The organism is Nocardia sp. bgisy118 (assembly GCF_057708605.1).
Genome location: NZ_JBYISM010000002.1, coordinates 215,989 through 241,988 on the forward strand (window position 1 = coordinate 215,989; position 26,000 = coordinate 241,988).

Sequence of the window (26,000 nt, forward strand, 5' to 3'; positions counted from 1 at the left end):
CGCCCGCCCACGATCATGGATGATCTGGGGCAAGGGCTGATGCTGCTGCTGGAAGCGATGGTGATGGGGTTGGCCCACCTGTTGTGGTGGGCGCTGCTGTTCCCGATGATCTCGCTACCGATCGCAGCCGCAGGCGTGGGGTGGTGGTTGCTGGGCTGGCCGATCGGTGCCAGCGCGGCGGCGCTGTCACTGGCTGGGTGGGGGATGTGGTGGGCGTGGTGGCCGGGCTCGTGGCGGCGCTGGGTGTGGAGGCGGATGCGCACGCGGTATCTGTCGTGGAAGCGCTATAAGCGGCGGTGGAAGACGCTGACCGCGATACACGGGCTGACCAAGATCCTCGACAACGGTGTTCAAACCCCGGTCCTGGTCAAGGTCGGTATCGGTGACACCGCTGATGAGTTGTTGGTCAAGCTGGTGGGTGGTCAGACGGTGCAGATGTGGGCCAAGCAGTCCGATGCGTTGCGCCACGCCTTCGGCGCGGTCGGGGTGCGGGTCCGTCACGCGGAATCGGGGTTCGTGCGGCTACAGGTGATCCGCACCGACCGGCTTACCGAACCGATTCCACTGCCTCGGATGGAGGCGAAAACCGTTGACCTGGAAGCACTCACCATCGGCATGACCGAACTCGGGGAACCCTGGAAGATACGGCTACTCGGTAACCAACTGCTCGTCGCGGGAAAGATGGGCTCGGGCAAGGGATCGGTGATCTGGTCGCTGATCGCGGCCCTGGGTCCCGCGATCCGGGACGGGCGGGTAGTGCTGTGGGTCATCGACCCCAAGGGGGGAATGGAGATGGGCGCAGCCCGAGAGTGGTTCGCGCGCTTCGCCTACGACAACGGCCCGCAGGCGCTCGCGCTGTTGCGTGATGCGGCGGCACTGGTGCAACAGCGGGGCCAGATCTACATGACCAAAGCCGAACGCAAGATCACACCCACCGTGGCCGAACCACTCGTTGTGGTGATCATCGATGAGGCCGCGAGCCTGACCGCCTACTACTCCGATCGCAAGATCAGAGACGAGATTCTGCGGCACATGGGTACCGTGCTCACCCAATCACGCGCGGTGGCGGTGCCGATGGTCGGCAGTCTCCAGGACCCGTCGAAGGACGTGCTCGAGCTTCGCCAGCTCTACCCGTACCGGGTGGGTTTGCGCATGAGTGAGCCGACACAGCCGAACATGCTGTTCGGACCGAGTGGGCGCGATCGGGGGGCGCTGTGCGATGAAATCCCCGAAAGCACTCCCGGTGTGGCCTACGTCGAGCACGAAACCTCGGTGGAGATCACCAGGGTTCGCGCCTACTGGGTCACCGATGAAGACATCGACTGGATCATGCGCACCTACCCGCCCTTACCGCGCCACCCTGACGGCACACCACGGCTCGACACCGACACCGACACCGACACCGACACCGACCACTCGTAGCTCCGTAACCAGGGGAAACGATCACCGCGAGGAACGCTCGATAGCCTGGTATTGCCGCACCAGGTGACCATCAACATCTCTTTGCGAGCGGCACATATGCAGCGCGGATAGCGCATTCACAGTCTTTCCGATTCAGCGCGAGTAGCGCCCGTGACCGTCGTACCGGCGGCGGCACACCACCTTCGAAACCTGCTCCGGTAGCTCGCATTTCACGTTTCACGCGGCACCGGTCCGACCGCGCTCGCTCGGCGTTGTCGGCCTGGTGCCGCGTGTGGGACTACGAGACAGGTGATCTCATGACAACCACTGTCTTCGACGACGCGCCAAAAGTGACCGATGAGGATGGTCAATCCGCCGGGCGCGGTCCGTCGTTCCTCGACATCGCGATAGCAGCGGCCGACCGGCACGGGGTATGTGTGCGGCCGATCGTGCTCGAACAAACCGGCATCGTGACCGGCCGCATGGCCTACATTCCGGTGCCCTGCGGGGCCACGCGGGAATCCCAGTGCGGCCCGTGCGCGCGTAAGGCCAAAGCACTTCGGCAAGCTCAATGCCGGGAAGGCTGGCATTTGACAAGCGAGCCGACCAAGCCGCGCCCGCGGCCCACCTTCGACCAAGAGGGCCTGATCGGTTACCGCGCCGATCTGCTCGCGCTGCTGGGCGAAGCACGCGAACAGCAGCACGCCGCCGACATCGCCGAGTTAGAGGCCGAAATCATCTGGGCGGACAACCAACTGACCGCACTCGGGATGCGGGGGACCCCGCCGGCATCGGCCGGTGAAGAATCCGCCGGCCGAGACAGCGAGGAGAGTTCGGCAACCGAGAAACGGCGTCGCTCGACACGTCGGCGGCAAGATGCGCCGGACCTGCCCCGCAATCCGGTCTCCGATCGCACCATCGGCCGAGAATTCGGCGGTCACTACTCCTCGATGTTCGTCACCCTCACCATGCCCAGCTACGGCAAGGTCCACGGCGACGGCAGCGCCCGCAACCCAGAGCGCTACGACTACCAGCGTGCGGCATGGGATGCGATCACCTGCGCCCGGTTGTTCTCCCGCTGGATCCAGAACCTACGCCGCGTGGTCGGCTGGAACGTCCAGTACTTCGCCGTGGTCGAACCCCAGAAGCGCGGCGCACCGCATATCCACATGGCGTTGCGCGGGGCGATCTCCCGCGCGGTGATCCGCCAAGTCAACGAAGCCACCTACCACCAAGTGTGGTGGCCGCAACTGGGCGAGATGCGCTATCCCGGTGCCGTCGTGCCGGTGTGGGACCCGCGCCGCGAAACCTTCATCGACCCCAACAGCAAAGCGGCACTGGTCGACTGGGACGATGCCCTAGACCGAATCGGACCCACCGACGAACCCGCGCACAAAGCGGCGTTCGGGCCGCGCATCGACATCCAAGGCATCGCCGCAGGCACCAAAGCCGCCAGCGAGGCGATCGGCTACCTGTGCAAGTACCTCACCAAGTCCGTCACCGAGGTCCTCCAGGCACGCACCGCACGCCAGCACGACCACTACGACCGATTACACGCCGCACTGTGCCGCACCCCCTGTAGTCCGCGGTGCGCCATCTGGCTGCTCTACGGCATTACCCCCAAGGGCGCCACCGCCAAGACCGTGCCAGGAGTCTGCAAGGCGCGAGCACATCGGCGGGAAACCTTAGCCCTGCCAGGTAACCGGGTGCTGACCTCTGAGCAGTGGACGGACAAGACGCTCGGGGATCACAAGGCCGACCGGATGGAGTTCGTCCGAAATCGCCTGGCCGCCGTCGGCATCGAGAAGTCCGCCACCGATCCGCGCCGCTACACCTGGGCCACCATTGCCCCCGGCGCACGCATCCCGTCGCGGGCGAAGCTGCTCATGACCGCCATAGCCGAACGCATCACCTGGCGAGCCGAATACGACCGGGCCATGCTCGCTGCCGCCGATCCACCACCACCGGACGAGGACGGGCCGACTTGTGCCACACCAATAGGACAGCAAATATCTGGCAACGATAATGCTGTTGACCGGACAGGAGCCCCCGATGTCTGCTGAGCACGAACACACCGTGCCGCTTCGCCGGTGGGCAACCACCAAAGATGCTGCCGCACACATCTGCGTGAACCCGGAAGTGCTTCGGCGCTGGAACCGCAATCGCGACAAGTACCCGTGGCTACCGAGACCCAAGCGGGTCGGGAAGGATTTCCGTTGGGATCTGAACGCGCTGGACGCGGCCCTGGAGGGTCGCGAGGAACCGTGAGCCAGCCAGCAAGGGGGCGGGCGTGAAACGAGGCAGACCCGCCCGTCCCATCGGTGTCCCTGGCGCCCCGATGCTGACCGAATTGTCTCCAGGCCGCTGGGAGGCAAGGATTTTGGTTCGCGATGCCTCCGGCAAGAGGCGAGATCTGAAACGGGTCTCGGCTATCAAGCTCGATGCACGCGGCCGAAAGATCCCCGATCGCAATGGATCACGCGCACTGGATGCGGTCATGGCTGCGGCCACGAGTATCCGTGTGGACTTGGGCGGGGAGTTGTCGGAGTCCACGAGTGTTCGGCAACTGTGGGGGCTGTATCGGGCACATCTGGTCGAACAGGGCCGCGCGGGTAACACGATGGACCGCTACGACGTGGTCGCGGAGTTGTTCAACACTGCGTTCGGTGAGCGGCGGCTTCTCGAGGTCACCACCTCAGCGGTGGAGGTGTTCCTAAAACAGGTAGGCGAAGCCAAGGGACCGTCCTCGATGCGCACTGCGCGCAACGTGCTGTCGGGGATGTTCCGTTATGCCGTGCGCAAAGATGCCCTGACCGTGAACCCGGTCCGGGAATCGCAGATGGCCAAGAACATCGAGGCCAAGGGCCGCACCGGTGGCGCCCGCGATCTCACCATCGATGAGTTGCGGTTCATCCTGACCGCTGTACGAACCTCGCAGGTGCCTTGCCCGCGCAAGCTGTCCAGGGCCGAGCGCAACCGGGGCACACCGGTCAAGGCGTACACCCCGCCAACGGTCGCCGACTACTGCGACACCGCCGACCTGGCCGACCTGGTGACCCTGCTCGCGGCGACCGGGCTGCGGCGCAGTCAGATACTCGGCCTGTTGTGGTCGGATATCGATCTCGAGGCGCGCACCCTGCGTACCACTGGCAAGGTCGTCCGCGTGAAAGGCGACGGCTTGGTCCGCCTCGAGGTGGAGGACGACCCGAAGAACCGGCGCAACACCATCGCCCTACCCGACTTCGCCGTTCAGATGTTGAAGCGGCGTCGAGCGGCACTCGCGGCCCGGAAACTGGCGTCACCTCCCGACTCGGACGCACCAACGCTCGATCTGGTGTTCCCCTCGGCGGTGTGGACGCTGCGCGATCCGCAGAACGTCGGCCACGAATGGCAGCGCGTTCGTGACGCCCTCGGTATGGCCGACGACATCACCGCGCACAGCTTCCGTCATGCGGTGGCGACGATCCTCGATGACGCCGGACTGTCGGCGCGAGTCACCGCTGATGTCCTCGGCCACGCCGACCCGGCCATGACACAACGGCACTACATGGCACGCGGGCGAACCCACCATGCCGCCGCCGAAGCACTCGAACGCGCGGTCACCGGGGCAGGGACATAGTTGGGACTTAGTTGGAAGATGCGAAAGGGCGGGTTCCCGAGTCTGACTCGAAAACCCGCCCTTACCTGCGGAAATTGTGGAGCTAAGGGGAATCGAACCCCTGACCTTCTCGATGCGAACGAGACGCGCTACCAACTGCGCTATAGCCCCGTGCGATCCCCGGGGGAACCGCGCTGTGCAACTGTAGCAGGCGATGCGGCGGGATACCGAATCGCCTGCCTGAGCTGCGGTTATTCGCCGACGGCGCGGCGCATGTCGGTGCCGGTGCGGCCGCGCAGGGCGCGGGCGGTGGCGGGATCGAAGGTTTCGAGATGTTCGAACATGGGGTCTTCGTCGTCGGCGTCCAGCAGGACGGAGCGGCGGCGCAGGGCGCGGGCGGTGTCGCGATCCATGCCGCGGCGGGCCGCGGTGTCGCCGGCGTGCCGCGGGTCGTCGTGGGCGTCCTCGTGGTCGCGGGTGAGGCGGGCGGCGCGGCGGCGGCGGATCTCCTCTTCCATCCGGACCTGCTTGCGTAGGTACGCCAGGTAGGTGCCGAGGCCGAGGACGGACGCCGCGCAGGCCCACCACACCAGCGGGCTCACGACGATCGCGAGCGCCCCGCAGAGGATGCTCGACAGCAGCAGGCCGAGCACGGCGCGCTGCCGGAAGGTGTAGCGGGCGGCGCGCGCTATCGCGTCGGCTTCCGGGTCGAAACCACCGCGGCCGCGCCGGGTGGGAACGAATTCCGGTTCGGCCGAATCGGTTTCGAAGTCGAGGTCCGGGACGCGCGCGGGTGCGGCGGAACGGGCGGGCGGAATACGTGCCGTGGTCGGTTCGTGGTGCGCCGCGGCCTCTTCATCGTCTTCGGCCACGTCGTCATCATCGGCCGCCGCGTCCGTGTCCGCAGGCGATCGGGCCGTCTCGGTGTCGTTCTCGTCCGAATCGAGATCCGAATCGGGATCCGCCGCACGGTCGGCCTCGCTCGTCACGTCGTCGTCCGGCTCGGCCGAATCCGCTTCGGCGGGTTCGTCATCGGCGGCGCCGGAGTGTTCGGCGGACGCGTCCTGCCCCGCCTCGAGCGCCGGGAAATCGTCCCGCGCGTCGGTGTCCTCGTCGACCTCGGTGACTTGCTCGTCGGCCGGTGCGCTCATCCGGTCCTCCGCATCATCGCTATAGAAACGCTTTCTCTGCACTCGGGTCGGCCGATAGTCCGGGTCGCTGTCGTGCCCGGCCGCCGGCCCCTTCTTCATGCGTCGCTTGGAGCCGCCGCGGTGCAACACGCGGGTCGCCAGTGCCGCATCGGTGGTCTGCCGGATCCTGGGGTGCCGGTCGGCCAGGATCGGGAACAGGACGAAGACCCAGAGCACGACGAGCCCGATCCACAGAATCGAGTTCGGCATCAGGTCATCACCTCCGTCCCCACCTGTTCGTCCGTTCGGCCCGCGCCTGGATGACGCACCGCGCCGTGCGTTCGCTACCGCTCCCGCTCTCGGACGCGATCCATCGTCCGGAGACGCCTCTCAGGCTCCCTGCCGGTACCGCAAGACGCGGCATCGACGTCCGTAGGTTAATTCGGCGCGCCGCGCGAATACGGCAGGCGCGCCGTGCACATCCGCCACACCTGTCACAAGCTCCCCCGTCGGTCCGCGTTTCGCGCGGGAGTTGACGTGTCACGACGGTATCGTTCCGTCCGTCTATCGATTGCAGGATTTCTTTCCGGGTATTCCGAGAAGCAAATGTCTTGCAAACGAATTGCGGCCTTCAGGGCAGGATGACCCGCCCGTCACGCACCAGCCGATCGAGCACGGTCCCGTTGATTTCCTCGACCGTGAGGCCGACGAGCAGATGGTCCCGCCACGCGCCGTCCACGTCCAGATAGCGGCGAAGCAGGCCTTCCTCTCGGAACCCGACATTGCGCAGCACGGCCTGGCTGGCCAGGTTTTCCGGGCGCACGGTCGCTTCGACGCGGTGCAGCCCGACCGGCCCGAAGCAGTGGTCGAGTCCGAGCGCGAGCGCTGCGGTGGCCACGCCTTGCCCGCTGAGATCCTTGGCCACCCAGTAGCCGATCCACGCCGAGCGCAGCGCTCCGCGCACGATGTTGCCGACGGTCAACTGGCCGCTGAAGGTGCCGTCGACCTCGATGACGAGCGGAATCATCGCGCCGCGCCGGGCCTCGGCCTTCAGGCTCGACCACAGCGAGGGCCAGTTCGACGCGTGATTGCGTGCGTCCCAGGCCCCGCGGCCGGTCGGCTCCCACGGCTCCAGGTGCTCGCGGTCGCGCAGCCGGATGCGGCTCCATGCCGCCGCGTCACGCAACCGCACCGGCCGCAGCGTGACCTGTCCCGCCGCGACGCGCACCGGACCGAGATGCGCGGGCCACCCCGGATGCTGGGTGACCCGGAAGACGTTCATCGACTCCACGCTTCAGCCGCGCTGGGAGAGAAAAGCGACCTGCACCTCGTCGCCGGTCCTGACCTCGGTGTCCTCCGGATCGATGATGATCAGGCTGTTCGCCTCGGCCATGGTGGCCAGCAGATGCGAGGAGCCCGCGCCGCCGCCGAGCGGCTGCACGAGATAGTCCCCGGTGGATTCGTCGCGCATGAGCTGCGCTCGCAAGAAGCCTTTACGGCCGATCATCGAATTGATCGGGGTGATGGTCCTGGCCCGGATGATCCGTCGCATCGGATGCCTGCGGCCGAGCGCGATCCGGATCAGCGGACGCACCATCACCTCGAACACCACCAGTGCGCCAACGGGATTGGACGGCAGCAGGAAGGTCGGCACCTCGTCGCGCCCGAGCCTGCCGAAACCCTGCACCGAGCCGGGATGCATGGCCACCCTGGCGATCTCGAGTTCGCCGAGCCCCTCCAGCGCCTCGCGCACCTGCTCGGAGGCCCAGCCGCCGACCGCGCCCGCGATCACGACGACTTCCGAACGCACCAGCTGGCCTTCGATCACGTCGCGCAGCCGCCGCGGATCGGCGCTGATGATGCCGACGCGGTTCACGTCGGCGCCCGCATCGCGCGCGGCGGCGGCCAGCGCGTAGGAGTTGACGTCGTAGACCTGGCCCGGCCCCGGCGTGCGATCGATGTCGATGAGCTCGCCGCCGACCGAGATCACCGAGAGCCGGGGACGCGGATGCACGAGGACCTTGTCCTGGCCGACCGCGGCGAGCAGGCCCACCTGCGCGGGGCCGATGATGGTGCCCGCGCGCACCGCGACATCGCCTGGCTGCACGTCGTCGCCGATGCGCCGCACGTAATCGCCCGAGCGAACCGATTCGTAGACCTTGATCCTGGCCCGGCCGCCGTCGGTGAAATCCAGCGGAAGCACGGCATCGGCGAGCGTCGGCAGCGGAGCGCCGGTGTCGACCCGCACCGTCTGGCGCGGCTGCAACCGGATCGGCTGCCGGGAACCCGCGACCACCTCGCCGACCACCGGCAGCGTCAGGTCGACGAGTTCGCCGTCCTCGTCGCGGATATCGGACCCGGCGGCGGACACGTCGACGCTGCGCACCGCGTAACCGTCGATGGCCGCCTGATCGAATCCGGGCAGCGGCCGCTCGGTGATCACGTCCTCGGCGCACAGCAGGCCCTGGGCCTCGGAGATCGCGACACGGACCGGCCGGGGCGCGACCGCCGCCGCGGTCACCTTGATCTGCTGATCCTCAACCGAGCGCATCCAGCCCTTCCTGATCTTCTCCGCACCTCGAACCGATTCCGCCGCACGCGCTTCGGACGCAACCGCGTTCGGTGAACCATCATTCGTACCCGACGGTCCACTGTCGACGAAAGCCGAACATTCGCTCAGTCGTCCGTCGTCAGCTGCGGATCCCAGTCCGGACCGAGCCGGTGCTGCAGCCACTCGCGCAGGGCGGGGCCGTATTCCTCTCGTTCCAAAGCGAAATCGACCGCAGCACGAAGATAACCGCCCGGGTTGCCCAAATCGTGGCGCGACCCACGGTGCACGACGACGTGTACGGGGTGTCCCTCCTCGATCAGCAGCGCGATGGCGTCGGTGAGTTGAAGCTCACCTCCGGCGCCCGGCTCGATCCGCCGCAGGGCGTCGAAGATGGCCCGGTCCAACAGGTATCGGCCCGCGGCCGCGAAGGTGGACGGCGCGTCGGCCAGCGCGGGCTTCTCCACCATTCCGTTGACCCGCAGCACGTTCGGGTTGGTCGCGTCGGGCACCGGCGCGACGTCGAAGACGCCGTACGCGCTGACCTCTTCCTTCGGCACGTCGATGGCGCACAGCACGGTGCCGCCGCGCTTGCGCCGCACCCGGCTCATCACGTCGAGCACGCCGCACGGCAGCACCAGGTCGTCGGGAAGCAGGACCGCGATCGCGTCCTCGTCGTCGTCCAGCACCTGCTCGGCCTGCGCGACCGCGTGACCGAGACCGAGCGGCTCCTCCTGCACCACCGAGGTGACATCCAGCAGGGCAGGAGCCTTGCGCACCTTCTCGAGCAAGTGGAATTTGCCACGCTCGGCGAGGGTGCTCTCCAGCACCAGGTCCTCGACGAAGTGCGCGACGACGCCGTCCTTGCCCGGTGAGGTCACGATCACGAGCCGGTCCGCGCCGGACTCCGCCGCCTCGCTCGCCACCAGTTCGATGCCAGGAGTGTCCACCACCGGCAGCAACTCTTTGGGCACCGTCTTGGTCGCGGGCAGGAAACGGGTCCCGAGCCCGGCCGCTGGCACGACTGCCGTGCGGAAACACGACATCAGTGCACCATCCGCGGACTGTCCTGCCATTGCTGTCATACGCATACCCTATCCATCCATCACACCGCCGACCGTCGTCGCGGCGGCCCGGCACTCGGTGAGCTTATGGTGATCCCCATGGAGATGCCCGGCGAGCGGGACAAACATGCATGGCGTGGCGAAATTCTCGCCCGACGGGCCGCGGTGTCCGCCGACGAACGCGCGAGCGAGGCGCTGGCCCTGGCCGAGGAAGTCGGCAAACTCGAGGTTTCCGGATGGGTGTGCGCCTACGTCCCGGTGCGCGGCGAACCCGGTTCGACCGCCCAGCTGGAGGCCCTTCGGGAGGCGGGTGCGCGCGTGCTGCTGCCGCTCACCGGCGGCGCGGAACCTCTGAACTGGGCCGAGTACACCGGCCGGGACGACCTGCGTAAGGCCCGGTACGGGCTGCTGGAGCCGAGCGGCCCCGCGCTGGGCGCCGACGCCGTCGCGCTGGCCGAGCTGATCCTGATTCCGGCGCTCGCGGTGGACCGGCGCGGCGTCCGGCTCGGGCGCGGGGCCGGGCACTACGACCGCACCCTCGGCGCGGCCCGGCCGGACGCCCGGCTGGTCGCGGTGGTGCGCGACGACGAATTCGTGGAACGGCTGCCCGAAGAACCGCACGACCTGCGGATGGGCTGGGTCCTCACGCCGCGCGGCGGATTACGGCAACTCGGCGGCGATCCGGTCGCGGAATGATCGACCGATTGGCGGCGTTGGCACTGTCAACTGTAGAGTGCCAGTTGACGAACCCTGCGGAGGATCCTGTGCCAACTTATTCATACGCGTGCACCGAGTGCGACAACCGGTTCGACATCGTGCAGTCCTTCACCGACGACGCACTGACGGTCTGCGAGAACTGCTCGGGGAAGCTGCGCAAGCTGTTCAACTCGGTCGGCATCGTGTTCAAGGGCAGTGGTTTCTACCGCACCGACAGCCGCGGCGGCGCGTCCACCGCGAGCGAGCCCGCGAAGTCCGACAGCAGCTCCAGCTCGGCAGGCTCCGACTCCAGCTCTTCCAGCAGCACGAGCTCGACCGCCAGCACGGCCGTCGCCAGCTGATTCCGCGGTAGTCCGAATCCCGGGTTGTCCACAGCCTCCGGTTGATCCACAACCCACCCTTTTCGCGCGCCGCGCGGTGTGATTCTGGCCATAGGATCCGGCCATGACTCGCGCACTCGCCGATCTCGGTCGCGGTAGCCCACTGCGCTTCGCGCTGTCGAACCGCCCGCCCTGGGCCGACGGCCTGCTCGCCCGCCGGGTGCTCGCCGCGGCGCTGACACTGCTGGCGGTCGTCCTGTTCGCACGCGGGAATCCCGGCGCGGTGCGGGCGGAGGTCGTCGTCGCCGGGCGTGATCTGCCGCCGGGCGCGGTGCTCGAGCCCGGTGATCTGAAGACCGTTCCGCGCGAAACGGGCACCCTGCCGGTCGGCGTGGTGCGCGATCCCGCGACGCTGCACGGCGCGACGACGACCGGCGCGATGCGAGCAGGCGAGCTGTTCACCGACCTGCGGGTGATCGGGCCCCGGCTGGCCGAGGTGGCCGTCGGCGCGCGCGATGCGCGCATAGTCCCGGTCCGGCTGGCCGACAGCGCCGTCGCGGAGATCCTGCGCGCCGGCGACCGCGTCGACGTGATCGGCGGCGAGGAGCAACAAGGGCCCGGCGCGCACCCGGCCCGCACCCTGGCGAGCGACGCCGCCGTCGTCCTGGTTTCCCAGCCTGGCGAGCGGCGCGACGCGACCGACAGGGTGGTGCTGGTCGCGATGGATTCCGAGCGCGCCGCGGTGGTGGCCGCGGCCTCCCTGCACACCGCGCTCACGGTGGTCTTCCATTGACAGACCGCCCCCCGCGCGGATTTATTCGCGACGCGAATATGTTCGCCGAACATTAACCGAATGGGTCGACTAGCATCCCCGATACCCGGCACGCAGATTCCGCCGAGTGTGACCGTAGCTGCCTTCCGAAGAGGAGAGATCGGCAATGCTCAAGGGATTCAAGGATTTCATGCTCCGTGGAAACGTCGTCGACCTGGCAGTTGCGGTGATAATCGGCACCGCGTTCGTCGCGATCGTCACCGCGTTCACCAACGGAATCATCAATCCGCTGCTCGCCGTTTTCGGCGGAAGCGACGAAATCGGCCTCGGTTTCTACCTGGTTGCCGACAAACCGGCGACATTCGTTCAGGTCGGCCCGATCATCACCGCGATCATCAATTTCGCCATCATCGCCGCTGTGTTGTATTTCGTGCTGGTGCTGCCCGCGGCGCAGATGAAGAAGCGATTCGGCGGCGACGTGGAAGAACCGCTGAGCGATACCGAGATTCTGGTTCAGATCCGCGATCTGCTGGCCGAGGGACGCGAGAGCGCCGGTGGACGGCACGAATACTGAACCGGGCGGAAGCGAGCCCTCGAGCAGCCGCCCCGGATACCCGCTCCCGTCGGGTCGTCCGGGTTGTCCCCTCCGAACGACACATCCAGCCTAGTCGCGCCCTAATGGACGCATGTCCAGTATCGGCATCGAATCGCCGCTACGGACGACAACGGGCCCGTCGCCGAAGCGACGGGCCCGTTCGTTCGGGTCATCGGGCGCACGACCCGACAGTCGGCGCGGCCCGATGGAGTCCGCCCGCACACCGACGATGATCGGAGCGCGGGCGGAGAGGCACATCAGCCGAGGCTGAACGGCTGGCCCCACAGCGTCACCCAGGTGACGACGTTGTCGGTCTCGACCTCGACGCTGACGAAGGCGCGGGCCTGCGCGTAACCACCGCAGCCCGACAGGCCGATGGTGGAGTCCGCCCAGGTGACCGAGCCGTTGCTGCCCTTGAACTTGTTGCGCTTCTTGTGCGCCTCGTTGCCGAAGTCGTCGGCCTCCTCGATGTCGAGGATGTAGAACGAGGTCGCCTGGCCCGGGCCGAGCGACAGGTTGCCGCCGCTGGTCGCGCCGATGCTCGGGCTCTCACCCTGCCAGTCGCTGCCGGCCTCGACGCCGCCCTCGGCGCCGCCGCCCGCGATGTTCACCTGGCAGCCGACGGTGTAGCCCGGGAAGATCTTGCCGCCGGCTTCCGAGCCGGTGCCGGACACCTCGACCTGAGCCGAACCGGAGACCCACGCGTTGCGGTGCACCGGGGTGGAGCCGAGGGACGGGCTGATGGTGGCGGACTCGCCGACCAAGCGGACCGTCACGACGGTGCCGTCGGACAGGTGCTTGACGATCTGGCCGCCCGGCAGCGGAACGAAGGTGTCGGCGTTGGCAGCGCCGGTGGAGAACAGGCCCATGGCGATGGTGGCGGCGGCACCGACACCGGCCACACGCGCCACGTTCTTACGGTTGATCATTTCGTTGTACCCCTCGAGGGTTGAATTCGCTTCAGCGAGAAGATTGTTCGTTGTTCGATCGGCGGCCTCGAACCGGCGACGATCGCTCGTGCGATCGATCGCGGTCCGCGCTCGCCGCGGTGGACTCGACAGACGTCAGCCGATGCTGAACGGCATCCCGTAGAGGGTGGTCTTCGAGTAGTGGTCACCGATGATCTCGACCACGGTGTAGGCGCGCGCCTGGGCGTAGCCCGCGCAGCCCTGGATCTCGATCTCGGCATCCTGGTACTCGACCGAGTACACGCCCGGCTTCAGGATGTCCTTGTAGTCGATCTGAACGAACTTCACTTCGCCAGGGCCGAGGTTCAGGCCGATGGAGCCGCCCAGGCTGAAGCCGTCGAGGTTGACGCCGCCCGACACGCCCGCGGAGATGGCGTCGTCGGCGATACTGACCTGGCAGCCGACGATGTAGCCGGTGCTCAGCTGGGAAGCGCCGTGGGTCGAGGAGTTGTTGGTGCCGGCGCCACCCGCGGGGCCGTTGTTCGGGCCGACCGTACCCTCGGGGGTCACGGTGACATCGGCGGTGGCGTTGCCCGAGACCCAGACGACGCGACCGGCGCCGTTGGCGGCAAGGGACGGCGAAATCAGGGCGTGCTCACCCGTGCGGGTCAGGGTCACGCCAGGACCCACCTTCTGACCGTCCGGCAACGGCACGAAGGTGTCGGCATTGGCAGCACCGGTCGACAGCAGGCCCATGGCAACGGCCGCGGCGGCGCCGACGCCCGCGACGCGGGCACCGCGACGCAGACCGTTGGTGCGGTTCTCGCTCATACTTCCCCTCATCAGGTTCAAACAGTCAACCTCGACCATCGAGGCTGGACAGTGGTCCATACTCAGGCCCAGCTCAGTTTGTCGCCCCTTTGTTGCCGATATGTAACCGGCTGTTATTTCGGCGCAACGCCCTCACTGGCAAATGGAACCGAGCCGGGTTCCGCCGGATCGACAACATACGTGCCGTATCCGGGCCTGCGGGGGACCTACGTTTGGGTGGCTCGAGGCGAAGATTAAACGGTCGGTAACTGCCTGGCAACGTAAAGAATTGTAAAGAACAATGTGATGTAGATCACTGGTGCTGACATGCCAATATCGCTTGACGTGCATAAATGCAGGCGGGAATGTCGCGCATTCGCCTGAACTGATCGACACGAGTCGCAACGACGCCAACCGCTACTTACGGGACAGGGCCGTATGAATAGCGCAGATCACAGTCCGTAATAGAAAACGGTGAGGAGATAACGCAGGAATATAGTCCTGAAGTACGGACTAAAATAGTAGAAAAGGCGCTCAGCCGTGATGCGGCGGAACCTGGGAGCGCAACCAGTCGTCGGCAGTACCACGGTCGGCCGGATCGTCACCGCGTTCGTCGCGGGTGGTGTCCGGGAGGGTGTCGCCGAAGATCCGCGCCAGACGCGCGGCGTCCCTCGCCCGGCGCGCGGCGGAGCGAGGGACGTCGGAGGAGTCGGCGGCCGGAATTATTCGGCCAATCCGGACAGTTCGCCGATCACTTTGCTGGCGAGCGGCGAGAGGGTTGCCATGCCGTCGCGGATGGCGGCGCGGGTGCCAGGCAGGTTGACCACCAGGGTGCTGCCCGACACGCCCGCCAGCCCGCGCGAGAGCCCGGCGTCCAGCGAGCCGGCGACCCGGCCGGAAGAGCGCAGCGCCTCGCTGATTCCGGGCAGTTCCCGGTCCAGCACCTGGGAGGTCGCCTCCGGCGTCACGTCGCGCGGCGACATCCCGGTACCGCCCACCGAGATGACCAGGTCGACGCCGCCGATCACGGCCGTGTTCAGCGCGTTGCGGATCTCCACCTCATCGGCCGACACCGACACCGACGCGTCGACGAGGAAACCCGCCTCGGTGAGCAGCTCGGTGACCAGCGGGCCGAGCGAGTCCACACCTCCATGCGCCGTTCGATCGTCGACGACCACCACCAGTGCACGCCCCGCCACAGGAGCATCGATTTCCATGGTGCTCACCGTAGCGCCTGTACCGAGCAACCCGGCGGCGGCGCTGGACAATTCCGCGTCACTCAGCCGCCTCATCGGCCACCGTCCGCGGGCACGCCGGTGAGAGTGACCTCGACCGTCTTGGGATTGTTGCCCTGTTCGTCGGTGTAGGTGACCTTCACCTTGTCTCCCGGTTGGTGCGAACGAACGGCGGCGATGAGGGCTTCGCCGGAGTCGATGGACCGGTCGTCCAGCTTGGTGATGACGACGCCCGCCGGGATGCCCGCCTTGGCGGCCGGGCCGTCCGGTGTCGCTTCCAGCACCAGTGCGGCGCTGTCCTGCGGCCGCAGCTTGATGCCGATCTGGGCGTAGGTGGCGTGGCCGCTCTTGATCAGCTGGTCGGCCACGCGGCGGGCCTGGTCCACCGGGATGGCGAAGCCGAGGCCGATCGAACCGCTCTGCTGGCCGCCCATCTCGCCGACGCCGAGGCTGGCGATCGCGGTGTTGATGCCGATCAGCTTGCCGCTGCCGTCCACCAGCGCGCCGCCCGAATTGCCGGGGTTGATGGCGGCGTCGGTCTGGATCGCGTCGATCACCGGCTGCGGGGCGTTGGGGTTCTGGCCGCCCTCGCCGCTGGTCGACACCGGCCGGTTCAGCGCCGAGACGATGCCGGTGGTGACGGTGCCCGCCAGGCCGAGCGGCGAGCCGATGGCGACCACCGGCTGGCCGACCTGGAGATTCGACGAGGTGCCCAGTTCGATCGGGGTCAGGTCGTTCTTGCCCTGCACCTTGATCACCGCGAGATCCGACACCGGGTCGGCGCCGACCAGCGTGGCGGGCGCGCTGCTCCCGTCGGAGAACATGACCTCCATCTTGGCGCCCGCGCCACCGCCGGAGGCCACGTGATTGTTGGTCAGGATCAGGCCGTCGGAGGAGAGCACGACGCCGGAGCCCTCGCCCTGGGCGCGGTTGCTCGCCACCTTGATCATGACGACGCTCGGCAGCACCTTCTGCGCCACCGCCTGGGTCGAGCCCGCCGGCGCGTTGGACGCGTTGCTGACATTGGGCTTCGGCGCGTCCAGCGCATTGGTCACCGATGCCCTGCCGTCGTCGGATCGGGTGACCAGTGCGCCGACCGCACCGCCGACGCCGCCGCTGACCAGTGCGAGCGCCACCGCGCCTGCGACGAGACCGGTGCGGAACGGACGTCGCGGCGGCTGCGGCGGCTGCGCGCCGAAGGCCGCGCCTGGCACGGCGTGCGGGGGCGGCGGCGGGCCGCCGGGAGCCCCGAATCCGTGACCCGATTCGGGGCCGGGGAACGGCTGCGTCCGATGGTGTTCACCGGGATGCTGCTGCGACTGATAGTGGGGCGTCTGGTGCGCCGCGCCGGGTGCGGCCCATGCCGCGTGCTCGGCCGCGCCCGCGGCAGGGAACTGCTCGGTCGGCCGAGGTCCGGAGGCATCCGCCTTCCCCAGCTCCACGTTGCGGTCCTGGAAATCCTCCGTCATGGTTTCTCGTTTCTCCTCACGTCTGCCGACCAGCGTGCCGACGACGGCTTAGAGCCGACTGAGACCGTGCTTTCAGTTCTCCGAGATCTCCTGAGCGGTCGCGGGGCCATCGCCCTCGCCATCGCCCTCGCCCGGTAACACGATACGGATCTGCGCGCCCCCGCGGTCGGACGTGTCGATCGTGATGGTGCCGCCGTGCTTGGTCACCACCTGCTTGACGATGGCCAGGCCGAGCCCCGATCCCGGCATCGATCGGGACGCGGTGGTCCGGTAGAACCGCTCGAACACCAGCTCCCGTTCGTCCGACGGGATGCCGGGGCCCGCGTCGTCCACCGCGAGTTCCAGCAGACCCCGTCCGGTCTCGCGCATGGTGACCAGCACCTGGGCGCCTGCGGGGCTCCACTTGGCGGCGTTGTCGAGCACGTTCAGCACCGCCCGCTCCAGTCCGGCCTCGTGGCCGTAGACGAACCACGGCCGCAGCTCGGCGACGAACTCGATGGACCCGCGCCTGCGCCGGGCGCGCTCCAATGCCCGCTCGGTCACCTCGCCGAGATCGATCCGCTCGTAGACCGTCTCGGGGGCGTCCTCGCGCGCCAGGTCGACCAGATCACCGACGAGGGTGGACAGCTCCTCGATCTGAGCCATCACGTCCTCGCGCAGCTCCGCCATGTCCTCCTCGGGAATCCGTGGCGCGCCCGGCCTGCTGGAGGCGATGAGCAACTCCATGTTGGTGCGCAACGAGGTCAGCGGCGTGCGCAGCTCGTGCCCGGCGTCTGCGACCAGACGCCGCTGGCGGTCGCGTGATTCGGCCAGCGCCCGCAGCATGGTGTTGAAACTGTCGGTGAGCCGAGCCAATTCGTCGTCACCGGTGACCGGGATGGGCGTGAGGTCGTCGGTGCGTGCGACGCGTTCGGTCGCGGCCGTCAGCCTGGCGATGGGTCTGAGCCCGGTGCGGCCCACCGCCGTGCCCGCCGCCGCGGCGAGCACCACGCCGCAGCCGCCGACCACGAACAGCAGCCAGGCGAGCCGGTCGAGCACCTCGCGGGTCGGCTCGAGTCGCTGCGAGATGACCAGCGTCGCACCGGAGTTCGTGCGCACCGCGAGCACGCGTTGATTGCTCACCGTGCGCAACGAGGAGGTCAGCGTGCCGTCGGCGACGGCGAACTCCTGCTCCCCCACCGGCGGAATCGTCTGCTGCGGCGGCATATATGGCTTGTGGTCGGCGAAGATCAACGCGACGCCGACATCGTTGGAGAACAGGCCGGCCAGGATGATCGACTGGAAGCCCATGCTCTCGAAGTTGTTGTCGATCATCGTCGAGGCACGCGCCCGCAATTGCGCGTCGACGTCCGCGTAGAGCGCGCGCGCCACCATCGCGTAGGCGGCGATGGACGTGAACGCGACCGCGATGGCCACCACCGAGGCGGCCAGCAGGGTGACACGCCAGCGCAGCGACACCGAGCGGGTCAGCGGCATCGGCGGCCGCATCTCGTTCGGGTCGGGCGGGCGGTGGCCCAGGGTGGCGATGACGGGTCGCCGGGGAACGCTTCGAGCCATTGTCGCGCGACCTACGGCGGAGTTTCGCGCAGCACGTAACCGACGCCGCGCACGGTGTGGATGAGCCGCGGCTCGCCCTCGGCCTCGGTCTTGCGGCGCAGGTAGCCGATGTAGACCTCGAGCGCGTTGCCCGAGGTCGGGAAGTCGTAGCCCCACACCTCTTCGAGGATGCGGCTGCGGGTGAGCACGCGGCGCGGGTTGGCCATCAGCATTTCCAGCAGCGAGAACTCGGTGCGGGTCAGGCTGATCGAGCGGGCGCCGCGGGCGACCTCGCGGGTCACCGGATCCAGGGACAGGTCCGCGAAGAGCATCGCTTCGGAGGTGTCGCCTTGTTCGGGCGCGCGGCGCCGCAGCAGCGCGCGCAACCGGGCGAGCAATTCCTCGAGAGCGAATGGCTTCGGCAGATAATCGTCGGCTCCGGCATCGAGTCCGGCAACCCTTTCGGAAACCGAATCGCGGGCCGTCAAAACCAGAATCGGAAGATCATCACCGGTGCTGCGCAGCCGTCGGCAAACTTCGAGCCCGTCCAATCTCGGCATCATCACGTCCAGCACGAGTGCGTCCGGACGTTGGACGGTGGCTTTCTCCAGGGCGTCCACACCATCCACCGCGAGATCGACCGAGTAGCCGTTGAAGGTCAGCGACCGACGCAGCGATTCCCGGACGGCGCGATCGTCGTCGACTACCAGAATGCGCATGCCACCAGTTTGACCGCATCGACTGAGAGCCGACTGAGAGGGGATGCCCGACACGCCGCGAACAGCGCTGGAGGGACGACACGCCAGAGCACCACCGATGACCTGGGGCTTTCATCGGCGCGCGCGGATTCCGGTCGTCGCGAGTCTCACTTCAGTACCGAAACTTGTTCTGCTCAGCCATATTAGAGGAATATCAAGTCGAGTGCCCCAGATTGCCGTTACACAGCCAGCACGGTATGTTCCCAGCGGTAAAAACAAGACCTCGAGTTGGTTCATCAGCGGGTTGGTCCCATACTTATGTGAAACAGCCACTAGCCATCCGGGGAAACCGCGCGGAGTGGAGGCGACGGAAGCGGATGGATGCAGCACCGCGTTCCCGGCAATTCAGGCTGTCGAACTGGTCCGTCACCCGCAAGGTCGGGATCGTGCTACTGCTGCCGGTGGTGCTCGCCTCGACGTTCGCGGTTTTGCGAATCAACGACGAGTTGAACACGATCGGCGACCTCGACGCGGCGACCGACCAGGCCAGGATCATCCGGCCGATGCTCGGTTTCGCCTCGGCCACCGAACAACTCGCCGTCACCACGGCGACCACGTGGGAGGACCACACCACCGACGCCGACCTGGACCGCATCGCGGGCCGGTTCGACCAGGCGGCCGCGGATCTCCAGACCTCGCTACGTTCGACGGGCGCGCCGGCCGACGTCGTCAACGAGCTCGACGCGGCGCTCACCGCGGGCCGCGCGATGCGCAACGGCCTGCGCAACAGCTCGCCGGTGGCGATCGGCCAGCAGGCCGACGAGGTCGCAGCCCGCATCGGCAACGCGATCGCGCGTTCGACGTCGCTGGAAGAGATCACCATTCAGCGGTACTTCCTGCAGCTCGGTGTGACCACCAACGCGCGCAGGCTGCACACCCAGCAGTACCTGCTGATCGGTTCGCCCGGCGCGGACCGCAACCCGGCCGTACGCCCCACCGTCTTGATCACCGCGGGTGGTGAGCTGGTGTTGCTGAGCCAGTTCGCCCAGCTGCAGCCGTCTTCGGCGCTCAACGCCAGCGTGCTGATCGACGCGGTGAACGTCCGGCTCGGCGCCTTCAGCCAGAACCTGGGCGACCCAGCGGGCAGCCAGCCGGTCATCGATTCGCTGCGCACCAGTGCCACCGCCTACGACCAGACCACCCTGAACCTGGTCGACACCATCGACGCGCGACTGGCCGACCGGACCGCCGAAGTCCGCGGCATCGTGTTGCGCGATATCGCGATCGTGGTCGCGACACTGCTGGCCGGTCTCGCCCTCGCGCTCGCGGTCGCCCGCTCGCTCGTCGTCCCGATTCGCCGCCTGCGGCACGGCGCACTCCAGGTCGCGCACGTCGACCTGCCCAACGAGCTCGAGGTCGTGCGTTCCGGCAACGCCACGCCGGAGCCGACCCGCGTCGACGTGCACACCACCGAGGAGATCGGCCAGCTGGCCCGCGCCGTCGACGACATCCACAACGCCGCGCTCCATCTCGCCGCCGAGCAGGCGCGTCTGCGCCTCCAGATCGGCAGCATGTTCGAGACCCTCTCGCGCCGCAGCCAGTCGCTCGTCGAGCAGCAGCTGACGCTGATCGAGGAGCTCGAGCACGACGAGGACGACTCCGAGCGCCTGCAGAGCCTGTTCCGCCTCGACCACCTCGCCACCCGCATGCGCCGCAACGGCGACAACCTGCTGGTGCTCGCGGGCACCGCGCTGCGCCGCGGCCACCTGCCGCCGGTGCCGCTGTCGGACATGCTGTGGAGCGCGGTCTCCCAGGTCGAGGACTACCAGCGCGTCGAGATCGGCAGCGCGCCCGACGGCATCGTGCCCGGTGAGCCCGCCGTCGACGTCGAGCACCTGCTGGCCGAGCTCATCGACAACGCGCTGCGCTACTCGCCGCCCACCACCCCGGTGGCGGTCTCGGTTGCGCGCGCGGTGGACGGCGGCTACCTGATCGAGATCATCGACCGCGGTCTCGGCATGTCGGCCGAGGACCTGCAGACGGTCAACGAGCACCTCGCCTCCGGTGGTGAGGTCACCGTCGAAACCGCGCGCCGCATGGGTCTTTTCGTGGTCGGCCGACTTGCCAAGCGGCACAACATCACGGTCAACCTGCGCCGCACCTCGGCGATGGCACAGCAGCCCGGTATCACGGCGAGCGTGCACCTGCCGGGCACCCTGGTCTCGCCGGTGCCGATCAGCGACAAGGCTCCGCAGCTCACCGCGCCGATGCCGCAGGAGAGTTCGCCCGAACCCACCGTGGCGCCGCCGCGGATGCTGGTGCCGGTGCCGAGCCTGGCGCTGCCCGAGCACACCTCGTCGTTCGAGATGAGCGGCACCGGCCTGCCGCAGCGCCGCCCGGCGATCCGGGTGGCCACTCCGGCCGATCGCGCGACGCCGGTGATCGATGCCGAGACCACCGATCCGGGTCGCGGCGGCCCGCTGCCGATGCGGATGCGCAACGAGAACGGCGCGCCCCGCTCCGTGGAGCCGCTCGCGCTGCCCGCGCCCGCACCGGCGCCCGCGCCCGAGGAACCCGTGCACGTCGATGTGTGGGCCGAGACGGCCACCTACGAGGTGCCCGAGCCCGCGGCGCTCGCGAACGCCGCGCAGGCCACGGTCACCGGGCTGCGACCGGTGAACCCGGAGTCCCCGACGCCCATCTACCAGCGCATGGTCTCGGAGTGGTTGGTCGAACCCGCTTCGGCCAATGCCGAGGACGACGGCAACAGTTGGACTTCCCCTGCCGACGTCGGCTGGGCCGCCGCCGCGGAGGCGAGCAACCCGACCAACTCCGGCCGCACCTCCGGCGGCCTGCCCATCCGGCAGCCGGGAGCGCAGCTGGTCCCGGGCGGTCTGGCGCCGGCCAACGAATCCAACACGCGGAATCCTGACGAGATCCGCAATAGCTTGACCAGGCATCTCAGCGGGGTCCGCAGCGGGCGGGCCGACGCCCAGTACAACGACGGAGGGCTTGCATGACCGACAAACCAGGCAACACCACAGACGAGAATCTGAACTGGCTGGTCACCCGCTTCACGCGGGACGTGCCGGGTGTCACCCACGCGGTGCTGGTGTCGGCCGACGGCCTGCTGCAGGCGACCAGCCCGCACCTGCCCTCGGACCGCGCCGAGCAGCTGGCGGCGGTCACCGCGGGTCTGGCGAGCCTGTCCGCAGGCGCCGCGCAGTTGTTCAACGGCGGCAAGGTGATGCAGTCGATCGTCGACATGCAGCGCGGCTACCTGCTTGTGATGACCGTCGGCAACGGATCGCACTTGGCTGTGCTCGCCAACAAGACGCACGACATCGGCCGGATCGGTTATGAGATGGCGCTGCTCGTCGATCGTGTCGGTTCGGTGGTCCAGGCCACCGCCCGGACGGCCGTATAGAGCGTGCGATGTCTACCCCATCCGGCGGGGGGCCGGGCACACCACCCACCCGCGTTCGTCCCTATGCCCTGACCTCGGGGCGTACCGAACCCGCGGTCGACCTTCCCCTGGAGGCGGTCATCGAGACCATCTCCTACACTGCCCATTTCGAATGGCCGGTCGGCGATATCCGCACCGATATCGTGCGGCTCGGCACCGCACGCCTCTCGGTGGCCGAGATATCGGCCCAGCTACAACGGCCGCTCGGACTGGTCCGGGTCGTGATCGGCGATCTCGTCGTCGCCGGGACGCTACGCGTGCATTGGACCCTGAGCGACCAGGCGAGCTACGACGAGCGCCGGTCTTTGATGGAGAGGACTTTGCGTGGACTCCGCGCCCTATAACTCCCAGCCGTACGGTTCGGCACCCATGGACAATCGCACCGCGTCGACGAAAATCGTTGTCGCAGGGGGTTTCGGCGCTGGCAAGACCACCTTCGTCGGCGCGGTGTCGGAGATCGTCCCGCTGCGCACCGAGGCGATGGTGACCGGCTTCTCCGACGGCATCGACGACCTTGCCGCCACGCCGGGCAAGGAGACCACCACGGTCGCCATGGATTTCGGCCGCATCGTGCTGCCGGGGAACCTGACGCTGTACCTGTTCGGCACGCCGGGCCAGCGCCGGTTCTGGTTCATGTGGGACGACTTGATTCGCGGCGCGATCGGCGCGGTGGTGCTCGTCGACACCCGCCGCATCGAGGACAGCTTCGCGGCCGTCGACTTCTTCGAGGCGCGCGGCCTGCCATTCCTGGTGGCGGTCAACCGTTTTCCGGATGCCCCGCGGTTCCCGGTGGGCGAGCTGCGCGAGGCGCTCTCGGTGCGGTCCGGGGTTCCGATCGTCGACATCGACGCGCGCAACGCCATGGAAGTGCGCCAATCCCTCGCCGCGGTCACCGAATACGCGATCCAGCGGCTCGCCGCACAGCAGCACGAGCAGCCCGTCGGACAGGTGTAAGGGTCGCTGTTTTGTCCTACTTCTCCATGGGTTATTGGGTGCTGGGCCTGTCGATCCTGGTGGCCATGGCGGGCGCGCTGATCGGAATGATCTGCATCCGTCAGTCGACCAAATCGGTGACGTCCAAGTTCCGCATGGTCTGGCTGGCCTCGGCCGCGGTCTCGATCGGCGGAATCGGTACCTGGCTGGCGATTTTCGTGACGATGCTCGGTGTCACGCCCTCGGGCGACACCATGATCCGCTACGACGTCGCCCGGCTCACGGGAGCGGCGGTGCTCGCCGTGCTCGCGGTCTTCGGCGGGCTGGTGCTCGCCGGGCGGACGCTGCAGCTGCCCCGCCTGCTCGGCGGCGGTCTGCTGATGGGCCTCGGCACGAGCCTGATGCTGGCCCTGGGTATGAGCGCCGTGCAGGTGCGCGGCGAGCTCGAGTTCGGGCTGTGGCAGGTGCTCGCGGCGGGCGCGCTCGGCATCGTGATCTCGCTCGCCACACTGTGGTTCGTGCTCCGCTCGTGGCCGACGTCCGCGGTGATCGGCGCCTCCGCGCTGTTCGGGTGCGCTGTCGTCGGGATGCACTATCTGCGGATGGCCGGCCTGGAGGTGCGGATCGACCCGCGCGCCGCCCTTCCGGCCGGTGAGGACTTGTTCTCCTTCCTGGTTCCGATGTTCGTCATCGGCATGCTGTCGCTGGCCGTGCCGATCACCGCTGTGCTGGTCGCTCCGGACCGGCGGACGCCTGCCGCGCTGCCGTCTCGGCAGCCCGAGCTGATGCACTGAACCCCGGCCAACCGCGCCGCCGACGTCTTACAGTGGGACACATGCGGTTCGGCCTGGACTATTCCGGTGGACGTCCGGGGGGCGCCGCCATCCGGGCGGCCGGTTTCGACTTCGTGGTGCGCTATCTGACGCCGGGCGGCCCGAGCCTGCCCGGCAAGCTGCTGACGCCCGCCGAGGCCGATGATCTTCGGGCGCACGGTATTTCCATCGTCTCCAACTGGGAGACCACCGCGGCGCGCATGCTGGACGGCTACAACGCGGGCATCGTGGACGCGCGGGCGGGCCTCGCGCAGGTGCTGCGCTGTGGCGGCCGTTCCGACCGGCCCATCTACTTCTCGGCGGATTTCGACGCCACCCCGCAGGACCAGGTGTCGATCAACGCGTATCTGGACGGGGCGGCGACAGTGCTCGGCGGCGCGAATGTCGGGATCTACGGCGGGTATTGGTCGGTGAGCCGGGCGCTGGACGCCGGCAGCGCGATGTGGGTCTGGCAGACGGACGCGTGGTCGGGCGGCAACGTGGAGACCCGGCGCAACATTCACCAGACACTGCGTCAGGTCCGGGTCAACGGCGTGCTCTGCGATGTGAACGTGGCCGAGACAGTGGATTTCGGCCAATGGGATTTCGTACAGGAGGAACCGGACATGACGCCGGAGCAGGATGCGGTGCTGCGCGACATCCAGACCCAGTTGCGCGGCCCCGGCCTCGCCGGGTGGCCGCAGCTGGGCACCGACGCCGACGGCAAGCACCTGACGCTGGTCGACGGGCTCGCCGCGGCGCTGAGCCGCATCGAGGAGATGCAACGCCGTATCGACGAGCTGCAGGGCGACAACGCGGCGCTGCACACCCAGGTCGGCGAATTGCGCACGGAGATCAGTGAACTGGAGGCCACGACCGCCGATCTGGTGGAGGAGGTGCGGCGGCTGGACGAGCATCGCTGGCCGTGGCCGTTCTCCTTGATCGAGGGCCCGGCGGAATTGATCGGCGCGCAGCTGGCGCGACTGGAGTCGCTGCTGCCGGATTTGCCTGGATTGCCGGGACATTCGGACGCGGAGCCGGTCGCACGAAACGGCAAACTCTAGCTCGCCGAACATCCTCGGCGAGAACGGTTTACGAGAGGGAATGGCCGAAATTGGCGATGAGCGGGTTCTTCCAAGAACCGGAAGAACCCGCCCTCTCGGATGAGGGTACCGGTGTGTGAGCACGAAATCATCACTGCACGGAGACTTTTAATACCCCGAAAAACCAACTCCAAGTATGTATTCCACGGCTCAGTTACCTTGTCGCACGCGATAATTCGGAAATAACGCCATGTGATGCACGCCACATTGGTAGCCAGACGGTTGCCGCCGCATAACGATCGCGACACCACCGGGTTCTGCCGCGACTCCGGCGAACGGGCGGCGCGTTCCGCACCCGCCGGAGCGTGGTGCTGGCTATGGTCGCCAGGCACGACGCGGTCGGGCCTGCGTTCGATCGCGGCACATCAGGTTCGACTCGAAGGAGTTCGCATGACCGTCAATGTGGTGCTCGACAAGTCGCTCGACAAGGCCTACGAGAACAAGTCGCTCGCGGAGATCATGTCCGCTCCGCCCTCGGCCCTGGCCGGCCTCACCCCGGAGCACGACAAGGTGCTCGAGGCACTGAAGATCAAGACCATCGCCGACCTCGGCACCAACAAGTACTTCCGGTTGGCCGCGGCGCTCGCCGACCTGGCGGGCAAGGAAGGCTGAGTTCGCCTCGGCGGCAACACGACAACGCGTCGGGCCCGGCGGATCACACCGCAGGGCCCGACGCGTTTGTCTCGCTCGCCGTCGGCGACGGCGCACGTTCAGAGCCGATCCAGGTCGACCAGTCCGCGGCGCACGGCCTGCACCAGCCTGCGCGGCACCTGATGGACCACGCCGCCGACGGTCACCGGCACCAGAGCCGGTGGTGTCGCCTTCCACTGGGCGCGACGGCTGCGGGTGTTGGACCGCGACATCCTCCGCTTGGGCACCGCCATC

At 67.9% G+C, this 26,000-nt stretch carries 26 protein-coding genes and 1 tRNA gene; 15 read left to right on the plus strand and 12 right to left on the minus strand.

Annotated features, from left to right (window positions below; translation table 11 throughout):
* Positions 1-15 precede the first annotated feature (15 nt).
* The 4 genes from AC3EO7_RS03280 to AC3EO7_RS03295 all read left to right on the plus strand — a co-directional run bounded on the left by AC3EO7_RS03280 (position 16) and on the right by AC3EO7_RS03295 (position 5,020).
* Positions 16-1,422, plus strand: a complete 1,407-nt coding sequence (locus AC3EO7_RS03280) for an FtsK/SpoIIIE domain-containing protein (RefSeq protein WP_435590415.1) — start codon at positions 16-18, stop codon at positions 1,420-1,422.
* Between the two features lie 296 nt (positions 1,423-1,718).
* Positions 1,719-3,464 carry a replication initiator gene (locus AC3EO7_RS03285; RefSeq protein ID WP_435590416.1) on the plus strand — a complete coding sequence of 582 codons (1,746 nt, stop codon included), beginning with the start codon at positions 1,719-1,721 and terminating at the stop codon, positions 3,462-3,464.
* Entirely contained in the window at positions 3,454-3,669 is a 216-nt protein-coding gene (locus AC3EO7_RS03290; RefSeq protein ID WP_435590417.1) for a hypothetical protein, read from the plus strand. Before AC3EO7_RS03285 ends, AC3EO7_RS03290 begins: the two co-directional genes overlap by 11 nt.
* A 70-nt stretch (positions 3,670-3,739) precedes the next feature.
* A complete protein-coding gene (locus tag AC3EO7_RS03295) occupies positions 3,740-5,020 on the plus strand; it encodes a tyrosine-type recombinase/integrase (protein ID WP_435590491.1) in 1,281 nt (426 codons plus the stop codon).
* 77 nt (positions 5,021-5,097) lie between these two features.
* Here the strand turns inward: AC3EO7_RS03295 and AC3EO7_RS03300 are convergent.
* From AC3EO7_RS03300 to AC3EO7_RS03320, 5 genes are all read right to left on the minus strand, one after another.
* Positions 5,098-5,170: transfer RNA gene (locus tag AC3EO7_RS03300), tRNA-Ala, on the minus strand.
* Between the two features lie 80 nt (positions 5,171-5,250).
* Positions 5,251-6,399: a divisome protein SepX/GlpR gene (gene sepX / locus AC3EO7_RS03305; protein WP_435590418.1), complete on the minus strand. Its 1,149-nt coding sequence runs from the start codon at positions 6,397-6,399 to the stop codon at positions 5,251-5,253.
* A gap of 361 nt (positions 6,400-6,760) precedes the next feature.
* Positions 6,761-7,411, minus strand: a complete 651-nt coding sequence (locus AC3EO7_RS03310) for a GNAT family N-acetyltransferase (protein ID WP_431964979.1) — start codon at positions 7,409-7,411, stop codon at positions 6,761-6,763.
* Positions 7,412-7,423: 12 nt separating this feature from the next.
* Positions 7,424-8,680: a molybdotransferase-like divisome protein Glp gene (glp, locus tag AC3EO7_RS03315; RefSeq protein ID WP_431964981.1), complete on the minus strand. Its 1,257-nt coding sequence runs from the start codon at positions 8,678-8,680 to the stop codon at positions 7,424-7,426.
* Positions 8,681-8,805: 125 nt separating this feature from the next.
* Positions 8,806-9,762, minus strand: a complete 957-nt coding sequence (locus AC3EO7_RS03320) for a UTP--glucose-1-phosphate uridylyltransferase (RefSeq protein WP_431964983.1) — start codon at positions 9,760-9,762, stop codon at positions 8,806-8,808.
* Between the two features lie 78 nt (positions 9,763-9,840).
* Here AC3EO7_RS03320 and AC3EO7_RS03325 point away from each other — a divergent pair, with 78 nt between their 5' ends.
* From AC3EO7_RS03325 to mscL, 4 genes are all read left to right on the plus strand, one after another.
* A complete protein-coding gene (locus tag AC3EO7_RS03325; protein WP_431964985.1) occupies positions 9,841-10,437 on the plus strand; it encodes a 5-formyltetrahydrofolate cyclo-ligase in 597 nt (198 codons plus the stop codon).
* A 68-nt stretch (positions 10,438-10,505) separates the two neighbouring features.
* Positions 10,506-10,799: an FmdB family zinc ribbon protein gene (locus tag AC3EO7_RS03330; protein WP_431964987.1), complete on the plus strand. Its 294-nt coding sequence runs from the start codon at positions 10,506-10,508 to the stop codon at positions 10,797-10,799.
* 103 nt (positions 10,800-10,902) lie between these two features.
* A complete protein-coding gene (locus AC3EO7_RS03335; protein ID WP_431964989.1) occupies positions 10,903-11,571 on the plus strand; it encodes an SAF domain-containing protein in 669 nt (222 codons plus the stop codon).
* A gap of 145 nt (positions 11,572-11,716) precedes the next feature.
* Positions 11,717-12,124: a large conductance mechanosensitive channel protein MscL gene (gene mscL, locus AC3EO7_RS03340; protein ID WP_431964991.1), complete on the plus strand. Its 408-nt coding sequence runs from the start codon at positions 11,717-11,719 to the stop codon at positions 12,122-12,124.
* Positions 12,125-12,402: 278 nt separating this feature from the next.
* Here mscL and AC3EO7_RS03345 read toward each other — a convergent pair whose 3' ends face one another.
* The 6 genes from AC3EO7_RS03345 to AC3EO7_RS03370 form a co-directional block, all read right to left on the minus strand.
* Complete coding sequence (locus tag AC3EO7_RS03345; protein WP_431964993.1) at positions 12,403-13,074, minus strand: MspA family porin; 672 nt, start codon at positions 13,072-13,074, stop codon at positions 12,403-12,405.
* A gap of 135 nt (positions 13,075-13,209) precedes the next feature.
* Entirely contained in the window at positions 13,210-13,884 is a 675-nt protein-coding gene (locus AC3EO7_RS03350; protein WP_431964995.1) for an MspA family porin, read from the minus strand.
* A gap of 701 nt (positions 13,885-14,585) precedes the next feature.
* Positions 14,586-15,155: a MogA/MoaB family molybdenum cofactor biosynthesis protein gene (locus tag AC3EO7_RS03355; RefSeq protein WP_431964997.1), complete on the minus strand. Its 570-nt coding sequence runs from the start codon at positions 15,153-15,155 to the stop codon at positions 14,586-14,588.
* Positions 15,152-16,567 (minus strand): S1C family serine protease, encoded by a 1,416-nt coding sequence (locus AC3EO7_RS03360; protein WP_435590419.1) that lies wholly within the window; start codon positions 16,565-16,567, stop codon positions 15,152-15,154. The genes AC3EO7_RS03355 and AC3EO7_RS03360 overlap by 4 nt, the downstream gene beginning before the upstream one ends.
* Before the next feature lie 72 nt (positions 16,568-16,639).
* Positions 16,640-18,124 carry a HAMP domain-containing sensor histidine kinase gene (locus AC3EO7_RS03365; RefSeq protein WP_431965001.1) on the minus strand — a complete coding sequence of 495 codons (1,485 nt, stop codon included), beginning with the start codon at positions 18,122-18,124 and terminating at the stop codon, positions 16,640-16,642.
* Between the two features lie 11 nt (positions 18,125-18,135).
* Complete coding sequence (locus tag AC3EO7_RS03370; protein ID WP_431965003.1) at positions 18,136-18,822, minus strand: response regulator transcription factor; 687 nt, start codon at positions 18,820-18,822, stop codon at positions 18,136-18,138.
* Positions 18,823-19,178: 356 nt separating this feature from the next.
* Here AC3EO7_RS03370 and AC3EO7_RS03375 point away from each other — a divergent pair, with 356 nt between their 5' ends.
* From AC3EO7_RS03375 to AC3EO7_RS03405, 7 genes are all read left to right on the plus strand, one after another.
* Positions 19,179-21,821, plus strand: coding sequence for a sensor histidine kinase (locus AC3EO7_RS03375; RefSeq protein ID WP_435590420.1), 2,643 nt, complete (start codon positions 19,179-19,181; stop codon positions 21,819-21,821).
* The gene (locus tag AC3EO7_RS03380; protein WP_431965007.1) at positions 21,818-22,228 is read left to right on the plus strand and encodes a roadblock/LC7 domain-containing protein; all 411 of its coding nucleotides are present in this window, start codon (positions 21,818-21,820) and stop codon (positions 22,226-22,228) included. The genes AC3EO7_RS03375 and AC3EO7_RS03380 overlap by 4 nt, the downstream gene beginning before the upstream one ends.
* Before the next feature lie 8 nt (positions 22,229-22,236).
* A complete protein-coding gene (locus AC3EO7_RS03385; protein ID WP_357452063.1) occupies positions 22,237-22,611 on the plus strand; it encodes a DUF742 domain-containing protein in 375 nt (124 codons plus the stop codon).
* A 25-nt stretch (positions 22,612-22,636) separates the two neighbouring features.
* Complete coding sequence (locus tag AC3EO7_RS03390; RefSeq protein ID WP_357452060.1) at positions 22,637-23,221, plus strand: GTP-binding protein; 585 nt, start codon at positions 22,637-22,639, stop codon at positions 23,219-23,221.
* Positions 23,222-23,232: 11 nt separating this feature from the next.
* Positions 23,233-23,994, plus strand: a complete 762-nt coding sequence (locus AC3EO7_RS03395; RefSeq protein WP_431965010.1) for an MHYT domain-containing protein — start codon at positions 23,233-23,235, stop codon at positions 23,992-23,994.
* A gap of 41 nt (positions 23,995-24,035) precedes the next feature.
* Positions 24,036-25,076, plus strand: coding sequence for a DUF1906 domain-containing protein (locus tag AC3EO7_RS03400; protein WP_435590421.1), 1,041 nt, complete (start codon positions 24,036-24,038; stop codon positions 25,074-25,076).
* A 429-nt stretch (positions 25,077-25,505) separates the two neighbouring features.
* Entirely contained in the window at positions 25,506-25,727 is a 222-nt protein-coding gene (locus AC3EO7_RS03405; RefSeq protein ID WP_431965014.1) for a hypothetical protein, read from the plus strand.
* Positions 25,728-25,825: 98 nt separating this feature from the next.
* Here the strand turns inward: AC3EO7_RS03405 and rpmF are convergent, their stop codons facing one another.
* Entirely contained in the window at positions 25,826-25,999 is a 174-nt protein-coding gene (gene rpmF / locus AC3EO7_RS03410; RefSeq protein WP_431965016.1) for a 50S ribosomal protein L32, read from the minus strand.
* Position 26,000: the final 1 nt, after the last annotated feature.